This window comes from Mesorhizobium sp. B2-3-4, from assembly GCF_006442315.1.
Lineage (GTDB): Bacteria > Pseudomonadota > Alphaproteobacteria > Rhizobiales > Rhizobiaceae > Mesorhizobium.
Genome location: NZ_VFVY01000002.1, coordinates 113,570 through 137,058 on the forward strand (window position 1 = coordinate 113,570; position 23,489 = coordinate 137,058).

The window sequence follows — 23,489 nt, forward strand, 5'->3', positions numbered from 1 at the left end:
TCCTGAGGAATGGCCGCCGCCGAAGCGCATCCTGTTCCAGAACCAATCCGTGCCGACACGTGCCCGGCTCGCTTGCCGTCACATGCGGCGCCGCGGACCCGACCTCTGAAACTGTAGAAGCGTCCACCGGCGCGAGAAATTCGGAAATGGTTACGCGTGACTTCGGAGATTCGTTATGGGCGCCCCCCGGCACGTGCTGTTACTTGTGAGCCCATAACAAGACGAGCGGATGGCGCAACTGCTTATCTGGAACACGGCGAAATGGATCACTCCCGGCAGCATCTGCCAGCCGTTGGAGATCAGTTTCATCCCGTGCGGCGGGCGCTGTCGGATGGTCAGAAAAGGACTGGGCATGTCGGTTGAGACGATAGACACGCTTGTCGTTGGCGGTGGCCAGGCAGGGGTGGCCATGAGCGAGCACCTGAGCAAGTGCGGCGTGCCTCATCTCGTTCTCGAACGCGGCCGCATCGCCGAACGCTGGCGCTCGCAGCGCTGGGACTCCCTGGTTGCCAATGGCCCGGCCTGGCACGATCGCTTCCCGGGCATGGAGTTTCCGCTTACCGGTCCCGATGGCTTTCCCTCCAAGGAGGAGGTTGCCGACTATTTTGTCGCCTACGCCAAACAGATCAATGCGCCGATCCGCAGCGGCGTCGAGGTCAGGTCCGTGCAAAGAAATACCGGCAGGCCCGGATTCCGCGTCGAGACATCCGATGGCGCGATCGAGGCCAACAGCGTTGTCGCGGCGACCGGGCCTTTCCAGGTGCCGGTCATCCCGACCGTCGTTCCTGCCGATGCCGGCATCCTGCAAATCCACTCCAGCGCCTACCGCAACCCGGCGCAATTGCCGAAAGGCGCGGTGCTGGTGGTCGGCGCGGGATCCTCGGGCGTCCAGATCGCGGACGAACTTCAGCGTGCGGGCAGACGCGTCTATCTCTCGGTCGGCGCGCACGACCGCCCGCCGCGCGCCTATCGCGGCCGCGACTTCTGCTGGTGGCTGGGCGTGCTCGGCAAATGGGACCTCGAAACCCCGGGACCGGGCACTGAGCACGTAACGATCGCGGTGAGCGGCGCGCGCGGCGGCGAAACGATCGATTTCCGCCGCCTGGCCGCGCAGGGGCTTACGCTCGTCGGCATGACAAAGACCTGTCAGGACGGGCTGATGACCTTCGCGCCTGATCTTGGCAAAAACATCGCCCGTGGCGACGCCAATCTGATGTCGCTGCTGGACGAAGCCGACGCCTATGTCGCGCGCAACGGTCTCGACCTTCCCGAAGAACCCGCTGCCCGCCGGATCGGCCCCGACCCGGACTGCGTGACCAATCCGATCCTCGAACTCGATCTGAACGAGGCCGGGATAGGTTCCATCATCTGGGCGACAGGCTTTGCCGTCGACTACAGCTGGCTCAAGGTCGATGCCTTCGATGAGAAGGGCCGGCCGAAGCATCAGCGCGGTGTCTCGACCGAGCCGGGGATCTATTTCCTGGGACTGCCCTGGCAGTCGCGCCGGGGGTCGAGCTTCATCTGGGGTGTGTGGCACGATGCCAAGCACGTGGCCGACCGCATTTCGACGCAGCGCAAATATCTCGCTTATCACGCCGCGGCAAAGCGCGAGACCGTGGACGCTTGAGCGCCGCCGACGGCTGCCGCGAGCCTGACCTGATGGAGACCAAGATGAAGCATACCCGAATTCGTACCTTCAATACGAAGGACACCTATCCCGAGCAGAAGCTCGACAATGATCTGTGCCAGGCGGTCGTCACGCGGGGTGGCCGCACGATCTATCTGCGCGGGCAGTGTCCGCAGGACCTCGACACCGCCAAGAACATCGAAAGCCATGATCCGGTCGAGCAGACCCACAAGGTGATGCAGAACATCAGGCAACTCATCGAGGAATGCGGCGGCACCATGGAGCATCTGGTGAAGGTGGTTGTCTACATCACCGATGTCCGCCATCGCGAAGCGGTTTACCGGACGATGGGCGAATATATCAGGGGCGTTCATCCGGTTTCGACCGGCCTTGTCGTGTCGGCCCTGGCGCGGCCGGAATGGCTGGTCGAGATCGACGGCACCGCCGTCATCCCGGATGATGGCGCCGCCATCATTCAGGGCTAAAGCGTCATGACCTTCTCTATTGTCGCAAGGTGCCGGCGCACGGGCATGTTTGGAGTGGCGGTGTCCTCGTCGTCTCCGGCTGTCGCGGCGCGCTGCGCCTATGCACAGGCCGGCGTCGGCGCGGTCGCCAGCCAGAACGTCACCGACCCGACGCTCGGGACGCGGGCACTGGAGCTGATGGCGCGCGGCGCCTCCGCCGCGGAGGCCGTCGCGATCCTGAAGCGCACGGGTGCTTTTATCGAATACAGGCAGATACTGGCTGTCGACGCCCAGGGCGGCAGCGCGATCCACTCCGGGCCGAAAGCGCTCGGCATCTGGGCCGAGGCGCGCGGCGAGAATGTCGCCTGCGGCGGCAACCTGCTTGCCAATGACGGCGTCCCTTCCGCCATGGTCGATGCCTTCCTCGCCTCCGCAGGCGACCTCGGCGACCGGTTGATCGCCACCATGCGCGCCGCGCTCAAGGCCGGCGGCGAGGCAGGGCCTGTCCGCTCGGCCGGTATGAAGCTGGTGCGTGATGTCTCATGGCCCGTTGCCGATCTGCGTTGCGACTGGACCGAGGATTGTCCTGTCGAGCAACTGGCAACGGTGTGGGACATCTACAAGCCTCAGCTCGATGCCTATGTCACGCGCGCCCTCAATCCATCCGGTGCGCCGAGCTACGGCGTCCCTGGTGACGAATAGTCCGACAATCCGGAGCCGGCATGAGCGAACTCAGTCATAGGGATTGGATAGGCAAGGCGTCCGCTATCCGTTTTCGCGACCGGGCCTTCATCGACGGCAAGGCGGTGCCCGCGCGCTCCGGGCGGACCTTCGCCAGCATCAATCCGGCCACGGGAGCAACGCTCGCCGAGGTCGCTTCCTGCGGGGAAGAGGATATCGACCTTGCCGTCGCCGCGGCGCGGCGCAGTTTCGAGGCCGGCGTCTGGTCGCGAACCAGCCCCGCGCATCGCAAGGAGGTGCTTCTGCGCCTGGCGCAATTGCTGCGCGAGAACCTGCAGGAGTTCGCGCTGCTGGAATCGCTTGATATGGGCAAGTTGGTCAAGGATGCCGCCACCATCGACGTGCCGGGGTCGGCGGCGACCTTCCAGTGGTATGCCGAGGCAATCGACAAGGTCTATGACGAGGTGGCGCCGACAGGGCAGGGCGACCTCGCTCTGGTGCGGCGTGAGCCGCTTGGCGTCGTCGGAGCGGTGGTGCCATGGAATTTCCCGCTCGATATGGCGACCTGGAAATGCGCACCGGCGCTGGCCGCGGGCAATTCGGTGGTGCTGAAACCCGCCGAGCAATCGCCTTTCTCGGCACTCAGGCTGGCCGAGCTTGCCATGGAGGCGGGGCTGCCCGCCGGCGTGCTCAATGTGGTGCCCGGCCTCGGCGAGACGGCTGGCCAGGCGCTTGGCCGCCATATGGATGTGGATTGCCTGGCCTTCACGGGATCAACAGCTGTCGGCAAGATGTTCCTGCAATATTCCGGCCAGTCGAACATGAAGCAGGTCTGGCTGGAGACCGGTGGCAAGAGCCCCAATCTGGTGTTCGCCGATTGCGGCGATCTGGATGCGGCCGCCGACATGGCCGCCTTCGGCATCTTCTTCAACCAGGGACAGGTGTGCTCGGCCAATTCCCGGCTTCTGGTGGAGCGCGGCATCAAGGATGCGTTGGTCGAGAGACTGGCGGAGCGCGCGGCGGCGACACAGCCCGGCGATCCGCTCGACCCCGCGTCCAGGATGGGTGCGATGGTGGATGCGCGCCACGCCGCGACCGTCATGCGCTTCATCGATGGTGGCAGGAAGTCGGCGCGGCTGGTGACGGGCGGCGACCGCGTCGCCGTCGATGGGCGCGGCAGTTTCGTGCAACCCACGATCTTCGACGACGTCTCGCCCGACGATCCGCTTGCCCGCGACGAGATTTTCGGTCCGGTGCTGTCGGTGATCGCCTTCGACAGCGAAGAGGAGGCGCTTCGCATCGCCAATGACAGCATCTACGGCCTCGCCGCATCGCTGTGGACCGACAGCCTGTCGCGGGCGCATCGCGTCGCGGACAGATTGCGCGCGGGCACGGTTTCGGTGAACACCGTCGATGCGCTGAGCCCGATGACGCCCTTCGGCGGGTTCAAGCAGTCCGGCTTCGGGCGTGACCTGTCGCTGCACGCGCTCGACAAATACACCGCGCTGAAGACCACCTGGATCAAGTACTGAGGAGTGGCCGCGACTTGATCACCGGCTGCAAACCGGCAACATAGAACCATGCCGCTCCGCTTCACGCTCAGACAACTCGAGTACTTCGTCGCCGTTGGCGAAGCAGGTTCGATCGCCAAGGCGGCCGAGCAGGTGAATGTCTCGCCACCGTCGATCTCGGCCTCGATCGCCCAGCTCGAAGCCGAATTCGGCGTTCAGCTTTTCGTGCGCAAGCACTCGCATGCCTTGGCGCTGACCGCCGGCGGGCGCCTGTTCCTCAAAGAAGCCGCGCGCCTGCTCAACGACGCCGACGCGCTGCACGACATTGCCGGCGACATCGCCGAAAAGGTGCGCGGACCGCTGGCGATCGGCTGCCTGCTCACCTTCGCGCAGATCGTGCTGCCGGCGCTGCGCAAGAAGTTCGAGGACGCCTACCCGGATGTGCGCGTCAGGCAATTCGAGCGCAACCAGGGGCAATTGTTCGAGATGCTGCAGCGTGGCGAAGTAGACGCCGCACTCACATATGATCTCGAGCTGTCGCAGGACATGACCTTCGAGCCGCTGATGCAACTGCCGGCCTATGTGATGCTGCCGGCCGCGCATCGTCTGGCGGGAAAGGCCGGCATCACGCCCGAGGAACTGGTCGACGAGCCGATGGTGCTGCTCGATCTGCCCTACAGCAGGGAATATTTCCTCTCGGCTTTCCAGCCCAAGGGCTTGCGGCCCAAGATCGCCGAGCGTACCGGCGACATCGCCGTGATGCGCTCCATGGTCGCCAATGGCTTCGGCTACGGCATCGCCAATATGCGGCCGCTCAACACCATGTCGCCTGACGGCAAATTGCTGGTCTTCGTGCCTTTGCTGGGCGACCTCAGACCGCTCACCATTGGCATTGCCTTGCCAAACGCCGAGCACCGCACGCTGACGGTGCAGGCCTTCATCGATCATTGCCGCCGTTTCGTCGTCGAGCAGGGCGTTTTCGGCACCGAACGCATCGTCAAGTGAGGACTGCCAGGCGGCTCACGGCCAGCCGTCTGTCAGCCGTTCCAGCAATCTGCTCAGCATCTCGTCGCAACGCCGCAGCTGTTCGACGCTGACAAATTCATCCGGTTTGTGTCCCTGCGCCATCGAGCCCGGCCCGCAGACGACGGTCGGCGTGCCGAGATCGCGGCTGAACAATCCGCCCTCCGTGCCGAACGCGACTTTCATCGTGGCGTTGGCACCGGTCAGCGACCTGACGAAGGCCACCGCTTCCGATGCGGCCGGTGTGTCGAGGCCGGGATAGGTGTTGGTGATCTCGATATCGATCGCCGCCTCGGCTGCGATCGAAGCGGCGTCCCGGGCGATGCGCGCGGCGGCGTCGCGCAGCCTCTCGAGAATGCGGGCGGCATCGTCGGCGGCAATGTTGCGGATCTCGAAATCGACCTGGCAGAGATTAGGCACGATGTTGAGCGCGACGCCGGCATTGATCTTGCCGACATGCACCGTCGTGTAGGCAATGTCGTAGTCGCCGTCGCGGGCGCCTTCACGGGCCAGCCGGTCCTGTTCGTCGCGCAACGCACGCACGAAGTCGCAGCCGAGATGGATGGCGTTGAGCGCCAGCGGGGCAAGCGCCGAATGGCCTTCGCGTCCCCTGCAGACGGCGCGAGCCGCAAGCTTGCCCTTGTGGCCTGTCGCCACCTGCATGGTGGTCGGCTCGCCGACGATGCACAGCAGTGGCCGTTGCGGCGCCGCGCTCAGCATTTCGATCAGGTCGCGCACGCCGAGGCACCCGACCTCCTCGTCATAGGAGAGCGCCAGGTGCAACGGCGTCCGAAGCGTCATCCCAGAGGCCTTGACGCAGGCGGCGAGCGCTGAGGCCACAAAACCCTTCATGTCGGTGGCGCCGCGCCCATAAAGCTTGCCGTCGCGCTCGGTCATTTCGAACGGGGGCAGCGTCCAGGCCTGGCCGTCGACGGGAACGACGTCGGTGTGGCCGGACAACATGACGCCAGGCCTGTCGGCAGGGCCGATGGTTGCAAACAGATTGGCCTTATGCCCGTCCGCGCTGCGGACGATCTGGCAGGCGATGCCGCTGGTTCCGAGCAGGTCGGTCACATAGCCGATCAGGTCGAGGTTGGTGTCGCGGCTCACCGTCGGGAATGCGATCAGCTTTTCGAGTATCCTGATACTGTCCATGGTCCTGTCTCGCGCTGTCGGTGCTGGCTGTCTAGCATCATGCCGCCGATGCCCTGAAGTCGCATTTCGCTCAGCCGCGGTTCAACCGAGACTAATCCGCTTGATCCGCATCGCCGCGCGATTAGGCGCGTCCTAATCGGCGCAGAAGAAATCCATAGTTTTCCCGCGCCGGCTCCAATCTATGAGTAGTCTCGGCAGGGGCCGGCGGTGCCGGTCCGGCACGGAGGAAGCTAGATGCGCGACCCACGCTACGACATTCTGTTCGAGCCGATGAAGATCGGTCCGGTGACGGCCAAGAACCGCTTCTACCAGGTTCCGCACTGCAATGGCGGCGGTTATCGCGATCCGTCCGCCGCGGCCGAGATGCGCCGTGTCAAGTCGGAAGGCGGATGGGGCGTCATCTTCACCGAGCAGACGGAGATGCACCACACCTCCGAGATCACGCCCTTCATCGAACTGCGGCTCTGGGACGATGCCGACATTCCGGCCCTGGCCAAGATGGCCAATGGCATGCACGAGCACGGCGCGCTGGCCGGCATCCAGCTCGCCTATTCCGGCATCAACGGTCCCAACCTCTACACCAAGGAGGTGCCGCGCGGGCCGTCGGCCCTGCCGATCCGCACCTTCACCAACGACCCGGTGCAGGCGCGCGCCATGGACAAGCAGGATATCAGGGACCTGCGCCGCTGGCACCGCAATGCCTTCAAACGCGCCAGGCAGGCGGGTTTCGATCTTGTCTGCCTTTATGGCGCGCATGGTTTCGGCATTATCCAGCATTTCCTGTCCACCGCCACCAACCAGCGCGGCGACGAATATGGCGGCTCGCTGGAAAACCGCTCGCGGCTGATGCGCGAGTTGATCGAGGAAGGGCGCGACGCGATCGGCGAGACCTGCGGCCTGACGCTCAGGCTGTCGCTGGACGAGATGATCGGCGAGCTCGGCTTTGCCAATTCGGAAGTCCGCGACATGATCGAGATGCATGCCGAACTGCCCGATCTCTGGGATCTCGCGCACGGCGCATGGGAGGATTGCTCGGGCCCGTCGCGCTTCAAGGAAGAGGCGGCGCAGGAAAGCCTGGTGTCGGGCATCAAGAAACTGACTTCGAAGCCGGTCGTCGGCGTCGGCCGCTTCACCTCTCCCGACGTGATGGTGAGGATGATCAGGTCGGGCACGCTCGACTTCATCGGCTGCGCGCGCCCGTCGATCGCGGATCCCTTCCTGCCGCGGAAAGTCGAGGAAGGCCGCATCGAGGACATCCGCGAATGCATCGGCTGCAACATCTGCATTACCGGCGACATGACCATGTCGATCTCACGCTGCACACAGAACCCGACCTTCATGGAGGAATGGCGCAAAGGCTGGCATCCGGAGCGCATGCAGGCCAAGGGCGATAGCGACAGCGTGCTGATCGTCGGCGCCGGGCCGGCCGGGCTGGAGGCCGCACGCGCGCTCGGCCTGCGCGGCTATAAGGTGGCGATCGCGGAAGCGGGCACCGAACTTGGCGGGCGTGTGGCGCGCGAAAGCAAACTTCCAGGCCTGTCGGCCTGGGGCAGGGTGCGCGACTATCGGCAGTATCAGCTCAGCCAGATGCCGGATGTCGACATTTATTTCGAAAGCCGGCTGTCGGGGGATGACATCCTGTCCTTCGGCTTCCAGAACGTCGCCATCGCCACCGGATCGACCTGGCGCCGCGATGGCGTGGCGCGTGCCCATGTCGTGCCGATGCCGATCGACGCCGCCATGCCGGTCTACACGCCCGACGATCTGATGGGCGGCAAGGTTCCGGGCGGCAAGGTGGTGCTGTTCGACGACGATCATTACTACATGGGCGGCGTTCTCGCCGAGCTTATGGCGCGTCGGGGAGCGAAGGTGACGCTGGTGACGCCATCGGCCTATGTCTCGGATTGGACACGCAACACGCTTGAGCAGGGCGCCATTCACCGCCGCCTGGCGGAACTCGGCGTCGATATCGTGCTCAACAGGACGGTCGTGCGTGTCGCCTCAGGTGGTGTCGTGACGGCCTGCGTCTACACCGGTGCGAAGCACGATCTGACAGCCGACGCCGCCGTCCTTGTCACGTCGCGCAACCAGAGCGACGCCGTTTGGCGCGATCTCAAGGCAAGGGAAAACGAGTGGACCGACAATGGCATCCGCTCGGTCAAGGTCATCGGCGATGCCGAAGCCCCGGGACCCATCGCCTGGGCAACCTATGCCGGCCATCGCTTTGCCCGCGAGCTGGACGGGCCCGACATCGGCGACGCATTGCCGTTTCGGCGGGAAGTCACCGCGCTGGCGGTGGAATAGATCGTTTTAGGGAATGCTTGCATTGTAGAGCGCGCGCAGCGTGAGCTGTCCGCGCCCGGTGACGCTGATCCCGACGGATACTTCGGCGGCCTTGCCGATCTCCGCCGCATGGTGCGACAGAAGCCGCAATGCCTCGGACGCGTCCTCCTCGGTCAATTTGCTTTTCGCGCCCCGCAGGCCCTGGCCACCGATGCGCGCGGCATCGAGCCGCTTTTCCCGTTCGGCTTCGGGTTGAGCTACACCGCGTTCGCCTATTCCGGCCTGACGCTCGACCGCGCCGTCCTGCGCGCCTGCGAGACGGTTGCGGTCCGCTCTACAGTGACCAATACCGGAAAAGTCGCCGGCAAGGAGATCTGCCAGATCTACGCCCGCTACGGGCGGCCGAGGCTGAAGCGCCCGGTGCGCGAGTTGAAGGGGTTTGCCAAGGTCGAGCTCTCTCCAGGCGAAAGCGGGGAGGTGACTGTCGAGATCGCGGCGCGGGATCTCTGCGCCCACGATACAACGCTTCAGGCCTGGACGCTCAATGATGATGTGATCACCATCGAGGTCGGGGCATCCTCGCGCGACATTCGCCTGGGCAGCGAGTTGCACACGGTCTGCGCCGGCGCGGTGCATCGGCGCATCGAATGGGACACGCAGCCGGTCTTCGTCCTGGAAAATCCGGCTGCCCGCTACAAGTTCAACGGCTTCCTGCAGAAGCAGCTCTGCATCTCCTTCGAGGATGCCGATCGCATGCTTGAGCACTGCGCCAACTCGTTTGTCGGTATATTCACGACCTTCGACCGGTGTTTCCGCCATACTTTCCCGAAGGCCGATGTCGCGGCGCTGCTTGCTGAGATCAACCAGGAAGCAGACGAGCAGGACCGTCGCGCCGCCTGATCGCCGCAGCCGATATCAGACCGCCTGTCCTTCCCGATCGAAGAAATGCAGACGTCCGGGGTCAGCTTGCAAGCTGACCTCGGCGCCGGTTTCGGGCGCCGGTCCTTGATTTTGGATGACGAGGCAGGTCTGGCCGCCGTCCAGCTCGACATGAAGTAGCGTGACGGCGCCTGTATATTCCGCCAGCCTGACCTTGCCGCGCAAAGTGCTGTTCGAGGACTTGCCCAGCGACAGGTGCTCGGGCCGAATGCCGACCGATATGGCCGTCGCGGGAACCGATGCGCCGGGCGCGATCGGCCCTCCGTCGGCCAGCGGCAGGATGTTCATCTTGGGGCTGCCGATGAACTGGGCGACGAAGATGGTCCGAGGGCTGTCGTAGAGGTCGCGGGGTGTGCCGACCTGTTCGACCCTGCCGTCGCGCAGCACCACGATCTTGTCGGCAAGCGTCATCGCCTCGATCTGGTCATGCGTGACGTAGATCATCGTCGTCGACAGACGCTGGTGCAACGCCGCGATCTCGGAGCGCATGTGGACACGCAGTTCGGCATCGAGGTTTGAGAGCGGCTCGTCGAAGAGAAAGACATCCGGATTGCCGACGATGGCGCGGCCGATGGCCACGCGCTGGCGCTGTCCGCCCGACAACTGGCGCGGAAAGCGGTCGAGCAGCGGCTCGAGCTTCAGCGTCGCGGCGGCTTCCGAGACGCGGCGGGCGCGTTCGCTGGCCGGCACCTTGCGAACCTTGAGGCCGAAACCCATGTTGTCGCGGACGGTCAGGTGGGGATAGAGCGCGTAGGACTGGAACACCATGGCGACGCCGCGCCGGGACGCCGGCACCTCATTGACCAGCTGGCCACCGATATGGAGCTCGCCTCCGCTGATATGTTCCAGACCCGAGATCAGCCGCAGCAGCGTCGACTTTCCGCATCCCGACGGGCCGACGAAAACCACGAACTCGCCATCCTCGATATCGAGATCGACACCACGGATGATCTCGACCGCCCCGAATTTTTTGCGGATGCCCTTGAGCAGAACCTTTGTCATGACTTTCCCTATCCCTTGACGCCGGAGAGGGCGAAGCTCTCGATGATCTGGCGCTGGGCGATCAAATAGATGATGAGGATGGGAACCACGGCCAGGCTCGTCGCCGCCAATTGCAGGTTCCATAGCGGCAGGCCGTAGCTGTCGTTGAAGTTGGACAGCGCCAGCGGCAGCGTGAATTTCTCCAGCGAGCTGAGGAAGATCAGCGGTTCGAGGAACAAGTTCCACGAATGCAGGAAGGTGATGATCGCCACTGCGGCAAGCGCCGGTCGCGACATCGGCAGCGCGATCTTCAGCCACACGCCGAAGCGCGACAGCCCGTCCATCTTGCCGGCGTCCTCGAGTTCCTTGGGCAGTGCCAGAAAGAACTGGCGCATCAGGAACGTCGCCACCACACCTTGCGGCCCGAACACCGGCAAGAGGATGAGCGGCCAGTGCGTGTCGATCAGACCCATGGCGCGGATCAGGAAGAAGTTGGGGATGATGGTGACCTCTTCCGGCACCATCAGCGCCATCACCAGGAACAGCATCAGGAGGCCCGCGCCGGCAAATCGGATGCGCGCCAGCGCGTAGCCGGCGAGCGAGGCGATGAACAAGGTCAGCACCGTCACCGTCGCGGCGATATAGAGCGAATTGAAATACTGCCGGGCGAAGGGCTGGTAGGTGAACACTTCGACAAAATTCTCGAAACGCCAGACGCGGGGGATCAGGGTCGGCGCGCCGAAGATTTCTGTGGTGCTCTTGAAGCCGCCGGAAATCATCCACAGGAACGGGAAGATGAAGGGTACCGCCAGCAAAAGCAGCGCGATGGTCCAGCAGATGCGGTACACGATCTCGGTCCGGCGCGCGGTCACTCCATGTCCCTCCGCCGCAACATCACCTGAGCGAGGGTCAGCACCATCACGATGGCGAACATGATCAGGGCCAGCGCTGCCGCATAGCCGACATTGAAAAATTTGAAGCCCTGCTGGTAGATGTAGAACGCCAGCACCAGCGTGCCGTTCTCCGGGCCGCCGCCGGTCATCTGGTAGATGTGGTCGAACACCTTGAACGACCCGATCGTCGTCAGCACCATGATGACGAGCGTCGTTGGCGCAAGCAGCGGCCAGGTGATCATGCGGAAGACCTGCCAGCGCGAGGCGCCCTCCAGCGTCGCGGCCTCCTCATAGTCGCGCGGTATCGACTGCAGCGCGGCGATGTAGAGGATCATGTTGAGCCCGACCATCTTGATGACGCGGGTGACGATCACCGCCGCCATCGCCCAGTTGGGCTCGCGCAGCCAGTTCGGACCGTCGATGCCGATCCAGGCAAGCATCTGGTTCACGGCGCCGCCTTGGCCCTGCAGCATGAACTTCCAGACGATGGCCCAGGCAATCGCCGATGTAACCACCGGTGCGAAGAAGACCGTGCGAAAGAAGACGACGCCGAAGAACGGCCGCGAAAGCGCCAGCGCGAGCGAGAGCGCAAGCGCCATATTCAGGGGAACGAGCCCCAGTGCGAAGATCACGGAGTTGCGCACGACATGCCAGAAGTCGGGGTTCTCCAGCAGCGCATTCTCGAAGTTGCGCAGGCCGACGAAGGTCGCCTGTTGGCTGAGCAGGTTCCACTCGGTCGTCGAATAATAGAAAATGGCAACCAACGGCCCCAGGAAGAAGATCAGGAAACCGATGAAGGTCGGGCTGACGAACAGCCACGCCTCCAGCATTTCCCTGGTTTTCAGAGTCAACCACGGCGCCCTGGCCGAGTGCGCCGCATTGTCCCTGGATGGACTGCCAGCCACGAAGCGCAGCCCCCTCAGAGCAGCGGCTGGATGGCGGCGCAGACGCCCTTCAGCGCCTCCTCGACATCGGCGTCGGCCCGCCACAACGCATCGACACGCGGCGCCATCGCGGCGAAAATCTGGGGCACATGCTCATGCGAGGGATGAACGCGGCCGTTGACGATCGCTGCGGCGACACTCTTCATCTGCTCGGGCGGGATCAGCTTGTTGGAGTTGACGAAGGCGTCACTCTCCAGAACGCTCTTGCGCGCCGGCGGGAAGAACTGGGCCATCACAGCCACATTGTCCTTGCTGGTCATCTCGGCGACCAGCTGTGCGGCAAGCTCTGTGTTCTTGCCCGATGCAAAGACGGTCAGCGCGGCCTGGCCGATGACGGGAGCCTCGCCAGCCGGCCCCGACGGCAAGGGTGCGATGCCCCATTTGAAACCCGCCTCGGGCATCTTGGAGGCGCGCGAGATCTGGTTCACGGTCATCGCCGAATTGCCGGAGAAATAGTCGCCCTGCTCGCCCGGCGGCACGATCGACTTGTCCTTGAACACCATATCATGGAGCTGCTTGATCGCGGCCACCGCCTCCGGCTTGTCCAGGCCGCACTGGCCGTTGGCCCACAGATCGCCTCCGTAGGCGCGTACCGGCGGCAGCAAGGCGTGCGTCATGCGCGACGCATAGCCTTCGCCGTCCTTGAACTCGAAGCCCCATTTGCCGGGATTGGCCTCGGTGACCTTCTTGGCGACGTCCTGGAATTTCTGCATGTTCCACTCGCCTTTGGCGGCGAGCTGGTTGGGATCTTCCAGCCCCGCTTTGTCGAACATGTCCTTGTTGTAGTAGATCAGGAAAGGCGAGGTCGAGAACGGCACGCCGTAGATCTTGCCGTCCTTTTGCCAGAGCGCCATCGCCGGCTCGGAGAAATCCTCGAAACTGTATCCCTCGGTTGCCTTCAGCGTCGGGCCGATATCCATGAGCAGACCGGCGTTCTCGAAGGCCGGCGCGGCATCCTCCATCATCCAGGCGATATCGGGTGCGTTGCCACCGGCGACCTGGAAGGTGAGCTTTTGCGTATAGTCGGCGACTGGAACGGTCTCGAACTTCACCGTGACTCCCGGATGCTTGGCGATGAAGCCCGCGGCGATGCCGTTCAGCATCTTGAGATGGGCATCGTTGCCGGTCCACACGGTCATCCGCAGTTCCTGGGCCGGCGACTGGACCGGCAGAGCGCACAGCGCCAGTGCCGACAGTGCGAGTTTCATTGCGGTCTTCATGGTTTCCTCCCGAAACGCTGATAGTCCAACCAACAGTCGCGCAGGAATGGCCTGGCAACCGACGGCGTCATGTCATGCTGTTGCCCTGGGCACGGCGCCGGTCGCGTCGCCGATCGTCCAGCCGCCATCGACGGGAAGGTCGGCTCCGGTGATGTAGCGGGCGGCGTCGCTGCACAGGAAAATGAAGGCGCCCACGAGGTCGTCCGGCTGGCCGTGGCGGCCGGCGGGAATCTTTGCCGCGACCGCCTGACGGAAAGCGGCGTCCCGGTAGCGTTCGGCCGTGGCCTCCGTCTCGATCGCACCGGGCGATACGACATTCATGGTGACGCCATGCGACGCGACCTCGCGGGCCATGGCGCGCATCGCCGTCAACTGCGCGGCCTTCATCGATGCATAGACGATGGTCTCGGCGCGCGGGCGCTGCGCCATCACGCTGCCGGTCGCCACCACACGTCCCCATCCGCGTTTAGCCATGGGCGGAACCAGCCGCGCGACCAAGGCGAGCAGTGCTGTGAAATTGGCCGCGACATGCGCCTGGATATGCGCTTCGTCGACCTCGTCCCAGGCCCGGCGCCGCTCGATCGCGCCGTTCGAGACCAGGATGTCGATTGCGCCGTCGCCGACCGCATCCGCAAAGACCGACATTGCCCTGCTGTCGGTGAAATCGGCCTCGTGCACAACAGTGCCGGGGCCGATGGCCGAAGCCGTGTCGCGCGCCCCGGCGGCGTCGCCGAAATGGTGCAGCACCACAGTGGCGCCCTGCTGGGCAAGGGCGATCGCAACGGCACGCCCGATCCCGGAGCTGGCACCGGTCACCAGGGCCCGACGGCCGGCAAGGGAAAAACGGTCCTGGATCAAGGCGACGGCTCCCCGAGCTTGTCCGCCACCTCGAAAGAAGCGATGTCGGCCGCATCGAAATGTTCGTGGATGCGTCGGTCCGCGAGATCGGTGTCGCCTGCCGCGATCGCGTCATGGATCGCCTGGTGGCGTTCGACCGTCGCCCGCCAATCCGCCTCGGTGCGGTTGGAGCGCCGCGAGAACAGCTCCGAGACCTCCCGCTGCACAGAGCGCATGCCTTCCATCTGGATACGGATCATGGAGTTGCCGGTGGCGGCGGCGAGGCCGAGATGGAACAGGATGTCGGCCTGCGTGAAATCACCTGGCCTGCCGATACCGGCCCGCATGTCGAGCAAGGCCTGCTGCATCATCTCCAGCCCTCGTGGATCGCGGCGCTCGGCGGCCAGCCGGGCGATGCCTAGCTCGATGACGCGGCGCATCTCGTTGGCCTCCTGAAGCCGCGTCAGGCTCGAACGCACGGCATAGGCATAGATGCGGTCCATAGGCTCGCCGCTGAGCGCCTTGGCACGAGCCACCTTGCCTTGCTGCGTCGACACCAGGCCCGCGCTGGTCAGCTGGCGCAGCGCCTCGCGCGCGATCGGCTTCGAGACGCCGAACTCCCTGGCGATCTCGCCCTCCGGCGGCAGCGCCTCGCCCGGCGCGATGCGTCCGTCGAACAGCGCCGCTGCAATTGCGTCCGAGACACCATCGGCAAGGCGCGATGGGTTCGCCGGCTTGGCGGCGAAAATCGATTTGCGTGCTGTTTCCGTGGCCATTGGGGCTCCTCTTTTGGCTGCGTAGCACGACAGCTATAAACATAGCAACTAAGTTTTCTGGTTGCTAAGTTTATAAGTGAGAGTTATGACGGTGCCATCCGCAGGACGAGGGAAGTCTGATATCGATGCGCATGAGCGATCCAACCGCGGCGGGGCCGCTGAAGATTGCCGAGGTGATTGCCCATCCCCTCAGTCAGACGCTGCCCAGGCCCACCGTCACGTCCTGGGGGGTCTACGAAAAAGTCTCGCTGGTCCTGGTCGAGGTGCGCACCACCGAAGGTATTGTAGGGGTTGGTGAAACCCTGGCGCGGTTTTCGCCCAAGGCCTATGTCGAGCTGATCGAAGGTTCGCTGAGGCCGCGCCTGCTCGGCCAGGATGCGCGCAACATCGGCGCCTTGTGGCAATCGATGCGCCGCGCATTGTCGGGCAGGGCGGGTGGCATGCTGATCGAGGCCATCGCTGGCATCGATATCGCGCTGTGGGACATACTGGGCAAGGCGACCGGACAGCCGATCGCCAAACTCCTTGGCGGCGTCGGGCGCGACCGCATCGATGTCTACGCCGCCGCCGTCAATTGGGTCGACGACAAGGTCGCCGATGACGAGCTCGATCGCTATGTCGCCGAGGGCTTCACGCGCATCAAGGTCAAGATGGCACGCCCCGTGCGTGACGCCTGCAAGCGCATCGAGCGTATCCGCAAGCGGGCCGGAGACGCGATCGGGCTCTGCGTCGACGCGAACTGGGCCTACGATCTGGACGAGGCCGTTGAGGTTGGCCGGGCGCTTTCGGCGAATGGCTATTTCTGGTTCGAGGAACCGCTGCGACCGGAGAATGAGCAAGGCTACGAGGAACTGCGCCGGCGGTGCGACGTACCGCTGGCCGCGGGCGAAAGCAATTTCACCCTCGACCAGGCGCAACGCCTGATCGCCAACCGGACGCTGTCGGTGCTGCAGCCCGACGTGGCGCGCGCCGGCGGCATCTCGGAGACCCGCCGGATGGCCGATTACGCCGCCGCGCACGACATCGGCTACGCCCCCCATATCGGCATGTCGGGCATCGTCTGCGAGACCGCGAGTGTCCATCTCGCTGCCGCGATGCCGAACTTCGGCGTGATGGAATGCGAATGCGACGCCAGCCCGTTCAAGACGCTTCTGGCCGATCTCGCGCCCGGCTGCCTCAGGCAGAAGAACGGAACGCTCGACGTCCCGCAAAAGCCCGGGCTCGGCATCGAAATCGACTGGAATGCCGTCAAGAAACTGAAAGCCGAATGAGGCCGGAGACCAGATGAACAACCAGGCTCCAAACCAGACCGGCGACCTGACCGAGGCAATGCGCCTGGCGCTGCTGCGTGCCGATCCGGCACTCAGCCGTTTCGATCCATTGCCACGGATATTATCGTTCGACAATTTTGCGCGCGGCCACTGCGGCTGGTCGCAGCTCGTCGGCAATTACGAAGACGACCTCGACACGATGCTGCCCGGTTACGCGCAGCACACCAGCGCCATGCTGTCGACCCTCGCGCACTGGGACGCCGGTTCGCATGGCGGGATGGGTTCGTCCTATGCCCTGAAGATCGCGACGCGCCCTGTGGCGGGCGCCCGCAACGTCGCCATCAAACGCCACACTTTCCGCAACCGCGGGCCGATCCGTTTCGAGATGTATTTTACCTTCAAGCCGGAAGCCAGCACGCTGAAGCTGTCCGAAACCGACGTACGTTCCGTCGGCTTTCTTTTCGACCTGCAAGGTGGTGACCAGGACGGCGACGGCAGCAACGATCGCGTCATGCCGCATCTGCGCTTCTTGAACGCCCTCGACGGTCAGCACCTGCAGAAATGGCAGTACAAGCGCGAGACCGAGAACATCATCCCGATCGGCACCGACAACAAGACGATCAGTCACTACCATCTGTCGCCGGAAGGCTGGCTCGATCTGCCCGGCGGATCGCAGCGCCTCTGCTACAACGAGATTCCCACCAAGGTGAACTGGACCTATCTGTGCTTCGATTTCGATCTGGCAACGATGACGGCGCTGGGGCTGCGCTGCAACGATCGCAGCTTTGATCTCTCGGGTTACGATTCGATCCGCATTCCGGCGATGAAGAACCTGTGGTGCATGCTCAATTTCGGCCTGTTCGCCGAAACCGACATCGCCAAGCGGGCCTTCCTCTACGTTGATTCCATCTGCATCTCGGGAGATTTCTGATGCTGCCCGAGAACATCACGGCGATTGTCTCGCGCAATGAGCGCTGGTGTGGCGAAGCCGCCAGCGAACCGTACGAAGCGGGATGGGCGCGCGAGGCGGTCTTTTTCGTGCGCGCACTCAAGCAACCCATAGGCGCCACCGCCACGGCATGGGTCGAGATATCGCCGGATGGCATGCACTGGCTGCGCGAAGGCACCGAGTTTGCGCTGCCGGACGAGCGCGACGCCGTGACGATGGCGCGGCTTGCCCATTTCGGTAACTGGCTGCGCGTCGCGGCAAGGTTCGATGACGGCGCGGAGTGCACCGTGCTGGTGACGCTTCATCTGAAGGCCTGAACCGTTTCGCGCCGGCGCCACGTGCCGCACCTGCGGCTGGCCAATCACTTTTCGCCCCCACGGAGAAATCATGACCGACGCATACGCCACATTTGCCCAGGACAGCTTTGCCGGCAAGACCGTGCTGGTGACCGGTGCCGCCAGCGGCATGGGTTTCGAAACCGCCCGTGCGTTCCTCTCCAAGGGAGCCGAGGTGGTGATGTGCGACCGTGACGCCGAAGGCCTTGCCCGGCGCCATGACGAACTGGGCGCAATGGCGGGAACGCCGCACAAGGTGGTGGCCGACATGGGCGATCCCGACAGCATTGCGCGCATGTTCGACTATTGCGATGCCAGGCTGGCGCGGCTCGACAATGTCGTCACCTGTGCCGCCATCATCACCGCCAAACGGATTCCCGAACAGGATTGGGCGCATTGGCAGCGCGTACTCGGAGTAAACTTGCTGGGCACTTTCTTCACCGTTCAGGGGGCCGTGCGGCGCATGCTAGGCAGCGGCGGAGGAAACATCGTCTGCGTGGCATCGGACGCCGGCGTGCATGGGGGTGGGGGGCTTATCGCCGACACGGCCTATGCGGCATCCAAGGCCGGCACGCTCTCGCTGGTGAAGTCGGTCGCGCGCGAACTGGCGGGAAAGGCGGTGCGCATCAACGCCCTCAATCCGGGGCCGACGGATTCGCCGATGCATTCCCACATCGATCCGGCCCTCAAGGACCGCATCGCCGCCAACCTGCCCATACGCCGCATGGGCCGGCCCGACGACATGGCCGCCGCGATCCTGTTCCTGTGCTCCGACGCTGCGAGCTTCGTCTATGGCGCGGCGCTCGATGTCGATGGCGGTTCGATGTTCCGCTGACCGGCGGGTCGGCCCGTCGACCCGCGCCCTTCACGCAGCTGCGGCGTTCAGTCGGCCGGGCGGTCCGTGACCGAACGCTGCCTGTCGATCCACAAGGCAAGCAAGGTGCAGGCCGCGCCCGAGAGCAGGTAGGCGCCGGCCGCGATGAGGCCGAAATTGCCGGCCAGCAGCAGCGCGGCGAGCGGCGCGAAGCCGGCGCCGAACATCCAGGCCAGATCCGAGGTTATCGCCGAGCCGGTATAGCGGTGTTGTCGTGAAAAACTCGATGCGACGACGCCCGACGACTGCCCGAAGCTCAGTCCCAGCAGGATGAAGCCCAGCACCATGAACAGCGCCTCGCCGACCGTGCCGCCATCCAGGAGTTGCGGCGCAAAGCCGCTGAAGGTCGCGATGGCGATCGCCGAACCGCCGAGCAGCGCGCGGCGTCCGATCCTGTCGGCCAGCGGGCCCGATGCGACGATGGCAGCGATGCCGAACAGCGCGCTCACCGCCTCGATCAACAGGAAGCGTGCCGGCCCCTCGTTGGTGAACAGGAACACCCAGGAGAGCGGAAACACCGTCACCATGTGGAACAGGGCGAAGCTGGCCAGCGGTGCGAAGGCGCCGATGACGACGTTGCGGCCCTCGGCCCTGATCGTGTCCCTGATACGCGTCGGCTGCAGGTCGCCGCTTTCGTACAGTTTCGAGAATTCGGGCGTCACCACGATGCGCAGCCTGGCGAACAGGGCCACGACATTGATGGCGAAGGCGACGAAGAAGGGATAGCGCCAGCCCCAGGAAAAGAAGTCGTCGGCCGACAGATTGGCGACGAAGAAGGCGAAGAGGGAACTCGCCACGATGAGGCCGATCGGCGCGCCCAGTTGCGGGATCATAGCATAGAAGCCGCGCCGGTTGCGTGGCGCGTTCAGCGCCAGGAGCGAGGGCAACCCGTCCCAAGTTCCGCCAAGCGCCAGCCCCTGTCCGATGCGGGCCAGCGCCAGAAGCCAGATCGCAACCGCCCCGATGTCACCATAGGCGGGGAGGAACGCGATGGCGACGGTCGAGGTGCCGAGCAGGAAGAGCGCTATCGTCAGTTTCGCGCCGCGGCCATAGGCGCGGTCGACGGCCATGAACAGCACCGAGCCGAACGGGCGGGCGATGAAGGCGAGTGCGAAGATGGCGAAGGAATAGAGCGTTCCGGCGAGCGGATCGTGCGTCGGAAACATCAGTTTGGGGAACACGATAACGGACGCGATCGCATAGACGAAGAAGTCGAAGAACTCCGACGTCCGGCCCACGATCACGCCGACCGCGATATCGCCCGCGCTGACCTGGCCATGATGCGAGCCGATCAGCTCGCTGTTCGTTTCGGCAGTCGAAGTCTGAGCCATCTTGTCTGTCGCCACCAGGTGGAAAGTCGTGTCGGGGACGCAATTCCGGCAATCCCATTGTGCGCTGCACACTGCGCCAAAGCCAGGGCAACTTGGCATTGGACAAATTGTCCAATGTCACCGCGGCGCCGCCGGCAGTAGCCCTTGATCCATACCGCACTGCAACATCAACGGTTGCGCGGTCCATCGAGGGCAGCGTCTGATGAAACGATTTGGAGCCTTGCTTCTGTTTCCCCTGGCCGGGCTTCTGAGCGGCTGCGATCTCGTCGTGCTGGCGCCGGCCGGCGATGTCGCCGCCCAGCAGCGCGACCTGCTCGTCGTCTCGACCCTGCTGATGCTGATCATCATTGTGCCGGTCATGGCGCTGACCGTCTTTTTTGCCTGGCGCTACCGGCAATCCAACGCCTCGGCGACCTACGCGCCGGACTGGGATCATTCGACGAAGCTGGAATTGGTGATCTGGGCGGCACCGCTGCTGATCATCATCTGTCTTGGCGCGCTGACCTGGCTCGGCACGCACCTGCTCGACCCATACCGCCGCATCGATCGCATCGAGCCTGGCCAGCCCGTCACGCAGGACCACAAGCCGCTCAGGGTGGAGGTCGTGGCGCTCGACTGGAAATGGCTCTTCATCTATCCGGACTACGGCATCGCCTCCGTCAACGAGCTCGCCGCGCCGGTCAACCAGCCGATCGACTTCCGCATCACCTCGTCGGCGGTGATGAATTCCTTCTACATTCCAGCCCTTGCCGGCCAGATCTATGCCATGCCCGCCATGGAGACCAAGCTGCACGCCGTCATCAACCGGGAGGGCACCTATAGCGGCTTCTCGGCCAACTATAGCGGCGCCGGCTTTTCAGGCATGCGCTTTGCCTTCCACGGTCTGTCCGACGAGGCTTTCGAGCAATGGGTGGCGCAGACCAGGACCGCATCGGCGAAGCTTGACCGCGACAGCTATCTCGACCTGGAAAAGCCGAGCGAGAACGAACCTGTCCGACACTACGCCTCCGTCGATCCCGACCTCTATGGCGCCATCCTCAATCTGTGCGTCGAGCGCGGCAAGATGTGCATGAACGAGATGATGTCGATCGACGCCAAGGGCGGTCTGGGGCTGGCCGGTGTGCGCAACACCTTGCCGTTGCAATACGACAAGCTCGCCCGGCGCGGCGCGGTGTTCGGGAACGATCCCTCCTATGTCGCCAGCATCTGCACGGCCGAGGAGGCGGCTGCCGTCGCGCGCGCGTCCCGCGATGCATGGCCGACCTACTGGCCGGCGAAGAACCTGTCGCCGCTTCGCGGGGCAGGAATGCTCCGACCAGGGACAGACAGCCGCAGCGCCGAGGCGGATATGCCGCCGCTCGGCCTGCTGCGGCGCGAATTGTGAGAGACAGCCGATGCCCGACACGCTGACCAGATTCATTTTCGGCCGCCTCACCCTGGAGTCGCTGCCGCTGCATGAGCCGATCGTCGTCGCCACCTTCATCGCGGTGGCGCTTGGCGGCATCGCGCTTCTCGGCGCGATCACCTATTTCAAGCTCTGGACCTATCTGTGGCGCGAGTGGTTCACCAGCGTCGACCACAAGAAGATCGGCATCATGTACATGGTGCTGGGCCTCGTCATGCTGCTGCGCGGCTTCTCCGACGCCATCATGATGCGCCTGCAGCAGGCCATCGCCTTTAACGGTTCGGAAGGCTATCTCAATTCGCATCACTACGACCAGATCTTCACCGCGCATGGCGTGATCATGATCTTCTTCGTGGCGATGCCTTTCGTCACCGGGCTGATGAACTTCGTCGTGCCGCTGCAGATCGGCGCCCGCGACGTCTCCTTCCCGTTCCTCAACAATTTCTCCTTCTGGATGACGGTCGGCGGCGCCGTCCTGGTCATGGCATCGCTGTTCGTCGGCGAATTCGCCCGCACCGGCTGGCTCGCCTATCCGCCGCTCTCCGGCATCGGCTACAGTCCCGACGTCGGCGTCGACTATTACATCTGGGCGCTGCAGGTGGCGGGCGTCGGCACGACACTATCCGGCATCAACCTGATCTGCACCATCATCAAGATGCGCGCTCCCGGCATGACCATGATGCGCATGCCCGTCTTCACCTGGACATCGCTCTGCACCAACGTGCTGATCGTTGCGTCCTTCCCGGTGCTGACGGCGGTGCTCGCCATGCTGTCGCTCGATCGCTATGTCGGCACCAACTTCTTCACCAACGATTTCGGCGGCAACCCGATGATGTATGTGAACCTCATCTGGATATGGGGTCACCCGGAAGTCTACATCCTGATCCTGCCGCTGTTCGGTGTCTTTTCCGAGGTCACCTCGACCTTCTCCGGCAAGCGCCTGTTCGGCTACACATCGATGGTCTACGCCACGGTGGTCATCACCATCCTGTCGTATCTCGTCTGGCTGCACCACTTCTTCACCATGGGCTCCGGCGCCAGCGTCAATTCCTTCTTCGGGATCACTACGATGATCATCTCGATCCCGACGGGAGCCAAGATATTCAACTGGCTGTTCACGATGTATCGCGGCCGCATCCGCTTCGAACTGCCGATGATGTGGACGGTGGCCTTCATGCTCACCTTCACCGTCGGCGGCATGACAGGCGTGCTGCTTGCCGTGCCGCCGGCGGACTTCGTGCTGCACAACAGCCTGTTCCTGATCGCGCACTTCCACAACGTCATCATCGGCGGCGTGCTGTTCGGCCTGTTCGCCGGCATTGCCTATTGGTGGCCCAAGGCCTTCGGCTTCAGGCTCGATCCGTTCTGGGGCAAGGTCTCGTTCTGGTGCTGGGTGGTCGGCTTCTGGTTCGCCTTCATGCCGCTCTACATTCTCGGCCTGATGGGCGTGACACGCCGCATGCGCGTCTTCGACGATCCCTCGCTGCAGATATGGTTCGTCATCGCCGCCTTCGGCGCGGTGCTGATCGCTGCCGGCATCGCGGCCTTCCTGGTCCAGATATTCGTCTCGATCCGCAGGCGCGAGGCGCTCGCCGATCCGACCGGCGATCCCTGGGATGGCCGCACCCTCGAATGGTCGACGTCCTCGCCGCCACCCGCCTACAACTTCGCCTTCACGCCCGTCATCCGCGACAACGACGCCTGGTGGGACATGAAGAAGGCCGGCTATATCAGGCCGCTGTCCGGCTTCAGGCCGATCCACATGCCCAGCAACACCGGCACCGGCATCATCCTGGCAGGCTTCAGCGTCGCGCTCGGCTTCGCCATGATCTGGTACATCTGGTGGCTGGCGGCGCTGAGCTTCGTTTGCCTCATCGCCACTGCGATCGGCCACACGTTCAACTATCACAGGGACTTCCACATTCCGGCCGCCGAGGTCACGCAAACGGAGGCGGCGAGGACGACGCTCCTCGCCGCCCAGGGCTAGGGT

Annotated in this window: 22 protein-coding genes; 13 read left to right on the forward strand and 9 right to left on the reverse strand. The window is 64.2% G+C overall.

Going from position 1 to position 23,489, the window contains the following annotated elements:
• The first annotated feature begins 352 nt into the window (after positions 1 to 352).
• From FJ967_RS04215 to FJ967_RS04235, 5 genes are read left to right on the forward strand one after another with little or no spacing between them, the layout of a single operon-like run.
• Positions 353 to 1,627 (forward strand): NAD(P)/FAD-dependent oxidoreductase, encoded by a 1,275-nt coding sequence (locus FJ967_RS04215; RefSeq protein ID WP_140730444.1) that lies wholly within the window; start codon positions 353 to 355, stop codon positions 1,625 to 1,627.
• A 44-nt stretch (positions 1,628 to 1,671) separates the two neighbouring features.
• Positions 1,672 to 2,112 carry a RidA family protein gene (locus FJ967_RS04220; protein WP_140730445.1) on the forward strand — a complete coding sequence of 147 codons (441 nt, stop codon included), beginning with the start codon at positions 1,672 to 1,674 and terminating at the stop codon, positions 2,110 to 2,112.
• 6 nt (positions 2,113 to 2,118) lie between these two features.
• Positions 2,119 to 2,793, forward strand: a complete 675-nt coding sequence (locus FJ967_RS04225) for a DUF1028 domain-containing protein (protein WP_140730446.1) — start codon at positions 2,119 to 2,121, stop codon at positions 2,791 to 2,793.
• 20 nt (positions 2,794 to 2,813) lie between these two features.
• Positions 2,814 to 4,304 (forward strand): aldehyde dehydrogenase, encoded by a 1,491-nt coding sequence (locus FJ967_RS04230; protein ID WP_140730447.1) that lies wholly within the window; start codon positions 2,814 to 2,816, stop codon positions 4,302 to 4,304.
• Between the two features lie 48 nt (positions 4,305 to 4,352).
• Positions 4,353 to 5,288 carry a LysR family transcriptional regulator gene (locus FJ967_RS04235; protein WP_140730448.1) on the forward strand — a complete coding sequence of 312 codons (936 nt, stop codon included), beginning with the start codon at positions 4,353 to 4,355 and terminating at the stop codon, positions 5,286 to 5,288.
• A gap of 15 nt (positions 5,289 to 5,303) precedes the next feature.
• Here the strand turns inward: FJ967_RS04235 and argE are convergent, their stop codons facing one another.
• The gene (gene argE / locus FJ967_RS04240; RefSeq protein ID WP_140730449.1) at positions 5,304 to 6,461 is read right to left on the reverse strand and encodes an acetylornithine deacetylase; all 1,158 of its coding nucleotides are present in this window, start codon (positions 6,459 to 6,461) and stop codon (positions 5,304 to 5,306) included.
• Positions 6,462 to 6,695: 234 nt separating this feature from the next.
• On the opposite strand from argE, the gene FJ967_RS04245 reads away from it, so the two are divergent.
• Positions 6,696 to 8,765: an FAD-dependent oxidoreductase gene (locus FJ967_RS04245; protein WP_140730450.1), complete on the forward strand. Its 2,070-nt coding sequence runs from the start codon at positions 6,696 to 6,698 to the stop codon at positions 8,763 to 8,765.
• 6 nt (positions 8,766 to 8,771) lie between these two features.
• On the opposite strand, the gene FJ967_RS33280 is transcribed toward FJ967_RS04245, so the two are convergent.
• Positions 8,772 to 8,921 (reverse strand): hypothetical protein, encoded by a 150-nt coding sequence (locus tag FJ967_RS33280; RefSeq protein WP_181175686.1) that lies wholly within the window; start codon positions 8,919 to 8,921, stop codon positions 8,772 to 8,774.
• A 75-nt stretch (positions 8,922 to 8,996) separates the two neighbouring features.
• Here FJ967_RS33280 and FJ967_RS04250 point away from each other — a divergent pair, with 75 nt between their 5' ends.
• Positions 8,997 to 9,644: a fibronectin type III-like domain-contianing protein gene (locus tag FJ967_RS04250; protein WP_246675164.1), complete on the forward strand. Its 648-nt coding sequence runs from the start codon at positions 8,997 to 8,999 to the stop codon at positions 9,642 to 9,644.
• Between the two features lie 15 nt (positions 9,645 to 9,659).
• Here FJ967_RS04250 and FJ967_RS04255 read toward each other — a convergent pair whose 3' ends face one another.
• The 6 genes from FJ967_RS04255 to FJ967_RS04280 form a co-directional block, all read right to left on the reverse strand.
• Positions 9,660 to 10,685 carry an ABC transporter ATP-binding protein gene (locus FJ967_RS04255; protein ID WP_140730452.1) on the reverse strand — a complete coding sequence of 342 codons (1,026 nt, stop codon included), beginning with the start codon at positions 10,683 to 10,685 and terminating at the stop codon, positions 9,660 to 9,662.
• Positions 10,686 to 10,693: 8 nt separating this feature from the next.
• A complete protein-coding gene (locus FJ967_RS04260) occupies positions 10,694 to 11,536 on the reverse strand; it encodes a carbohydrate ABC transporter permease (RefSeq protein WP_140730453.1) in 843 nt (280 codons plus the stop codon).
• Entirely contained in the window at positions 11,533 to 12,387 is an 855-nt protein-coding gene (locus FJ967_RS04265; protein ID WP_140730814.1) for a sugar ABC transporter permease, read from the reverse strand. Before FJ967_RS04265 ends, FJ967_RS04260 begins: the two co-directional genes overlap by 4 nt.
• Before the next feature lie 89 nt (positions 12,388 to 12,476).
• Positions 12,477 to 13,721: a sugar ABC transporter substrate-binding protein gene (locus tag FJ967_RS04270; protein ID WP_140730454.1), complete on the reverse strand. Its 1,245-nt coding sequence runs from the start codon at positions 13,719 to 13,721 to the stop codon at positions 12,477 to 12,479.
• A 72-nt stretch (positions 13,722 to 13,793) separates the two neighbouring features.
• Positions 13,794 to 14,579 carry an SDR family oxidoreductase gene (locus FJ967_RS04275; RefSeq protein ID WP_140730455.1) on the reverse strand — a complete coding sequence of 262 codons (786 nt, stop codon included), beginning with the start codon at positions 14,577 to 14,579 and terminating at the stop codon, positions 13,794 to 13,796.
• Positions 14,576 to 15,334 carry a FadR/GntR family transcriptional regulator gene (locus FJ967_RS04280; protein WP_140730456.1) on the reverse strand — a complete coding sequence of 253 codons (759 nt, stop codon included), beginning with the start codon at positions 15,332 to 15,334 and terminating at the stop codon, positions 14,576 to 14,578. The genes FJ967_RS04275 and FJ967_RS04280 overlap by 4 nt, the downstream gene beginning before the upstream one ends.
• Positions 15,335 to 15,465: 131 nt before the next feature.
• Between FJ967_RS04280 and FJ967_RS04285 the strand changes: the two genes are divergently transcribed.
• The 4 genes from FJ967_RS04285 to FJ967_RS04300 all read left to right on the forward strand — a co-directional run bounded on the left by FJ967_RS04285 (position 15,466) and on the right by FJ967_RS04300 (position 18,724).
• Positions 15,466 to 16,605: a mandelate racemase/muconate lactonizing enzyme family protein gene (locus FJ967_RS04285; RefSeq protein WP_140730457.1), complete on the forward strand. Its 1,140-nt coding sequence runs from the start codon at positions 15,466 to 15,468 to the stop codon at positions 16,603 to 16,605.
• Positions 16,606 to 16,663: 58 nt separating this feature from the next.
• Complete coding sequence (locus FJ967_RS04290; RefSeq protein WP_140730815.1) at positions 16,664 to 17,536, forward strand: DUF6772 family protein; 873 nt, start codon at positions 16,664 to 16,666, stop codon at positions 17,534 to 17,536.
• Positions 17,536 to 17,871: a hypothetical protein gene (locus FJ967_RS04295; RefSeq protein WP_140730458.1), complete on the forward strand. Its 336-nt coding sequence runs from the start codon at positions 17,536 to 17,538 to the stop codon at positions 17,869 to 17,871. Before FJ967_RS04290 ends, FJ967_RS04295 begins: the two co-directional genes overlap by 1 nt.
• Before the next feature lie 70 nt (positions 17,872 to 17,941).
• Positions 17,942 to 18,724 carry an SDR family oxidoreductase gene (locus FJ967_RS04300; RefSeq protein WP_140730459.1) on the forward strand — a complete coding sequence of 261 codons (783 nt, stop codon included), beginning with the start codon at positions 17,942 to 17,944 and terminating at the stop codon, positions 18,722 to 18,724.
• Positions 18,725 to 18,771: 47 nt separating this feature from the next.
• On the opposite strand, the gene FJ967_RS04305 is transcribed toward FJ967_RS04300, so the two are convergent.
• Positions 18,772 to 20,094, reverse strand: coding sequence for an MFS transporter (locus FJ967_RS04305; protein WP_140730460.1), 1,323 nt, complete (start codon positions 20,092 to 20,094; stop codon positions 18,772 to 18,774).
• Positions 20,095 to 20,296: 202 nt separating this feature from the next.
• Here FJ967_RS04305 and cyoA point away from each other — a divergent pair, with 202 nt between their 5' ends.
• A complete protein-coding gene (cyoA, locus tag FJ967_RS04310) occupies positions 20,297 to 21,478 on the forward strand; it encodes a ubiquinol oxidase subunit II (protein WP_140730461.1) in 1,182 nt (393 codons plus the stop codon).
• A gap of 10 nt (positions 21,479 to 21,488) precedes the next feature.
• Entirely contained in the window at positions 21,489 to 23,486 is a 1,998-nt protein-coding gene (cyoB, locus tag FJ967_RS04315) for a cytochrome o ubiquinol oxidase subunit I (protein ID WP_140730462.1), read from the forward strand.
• Positions 23,487 to 23,489: the final 3 nt, after the last annotated feature.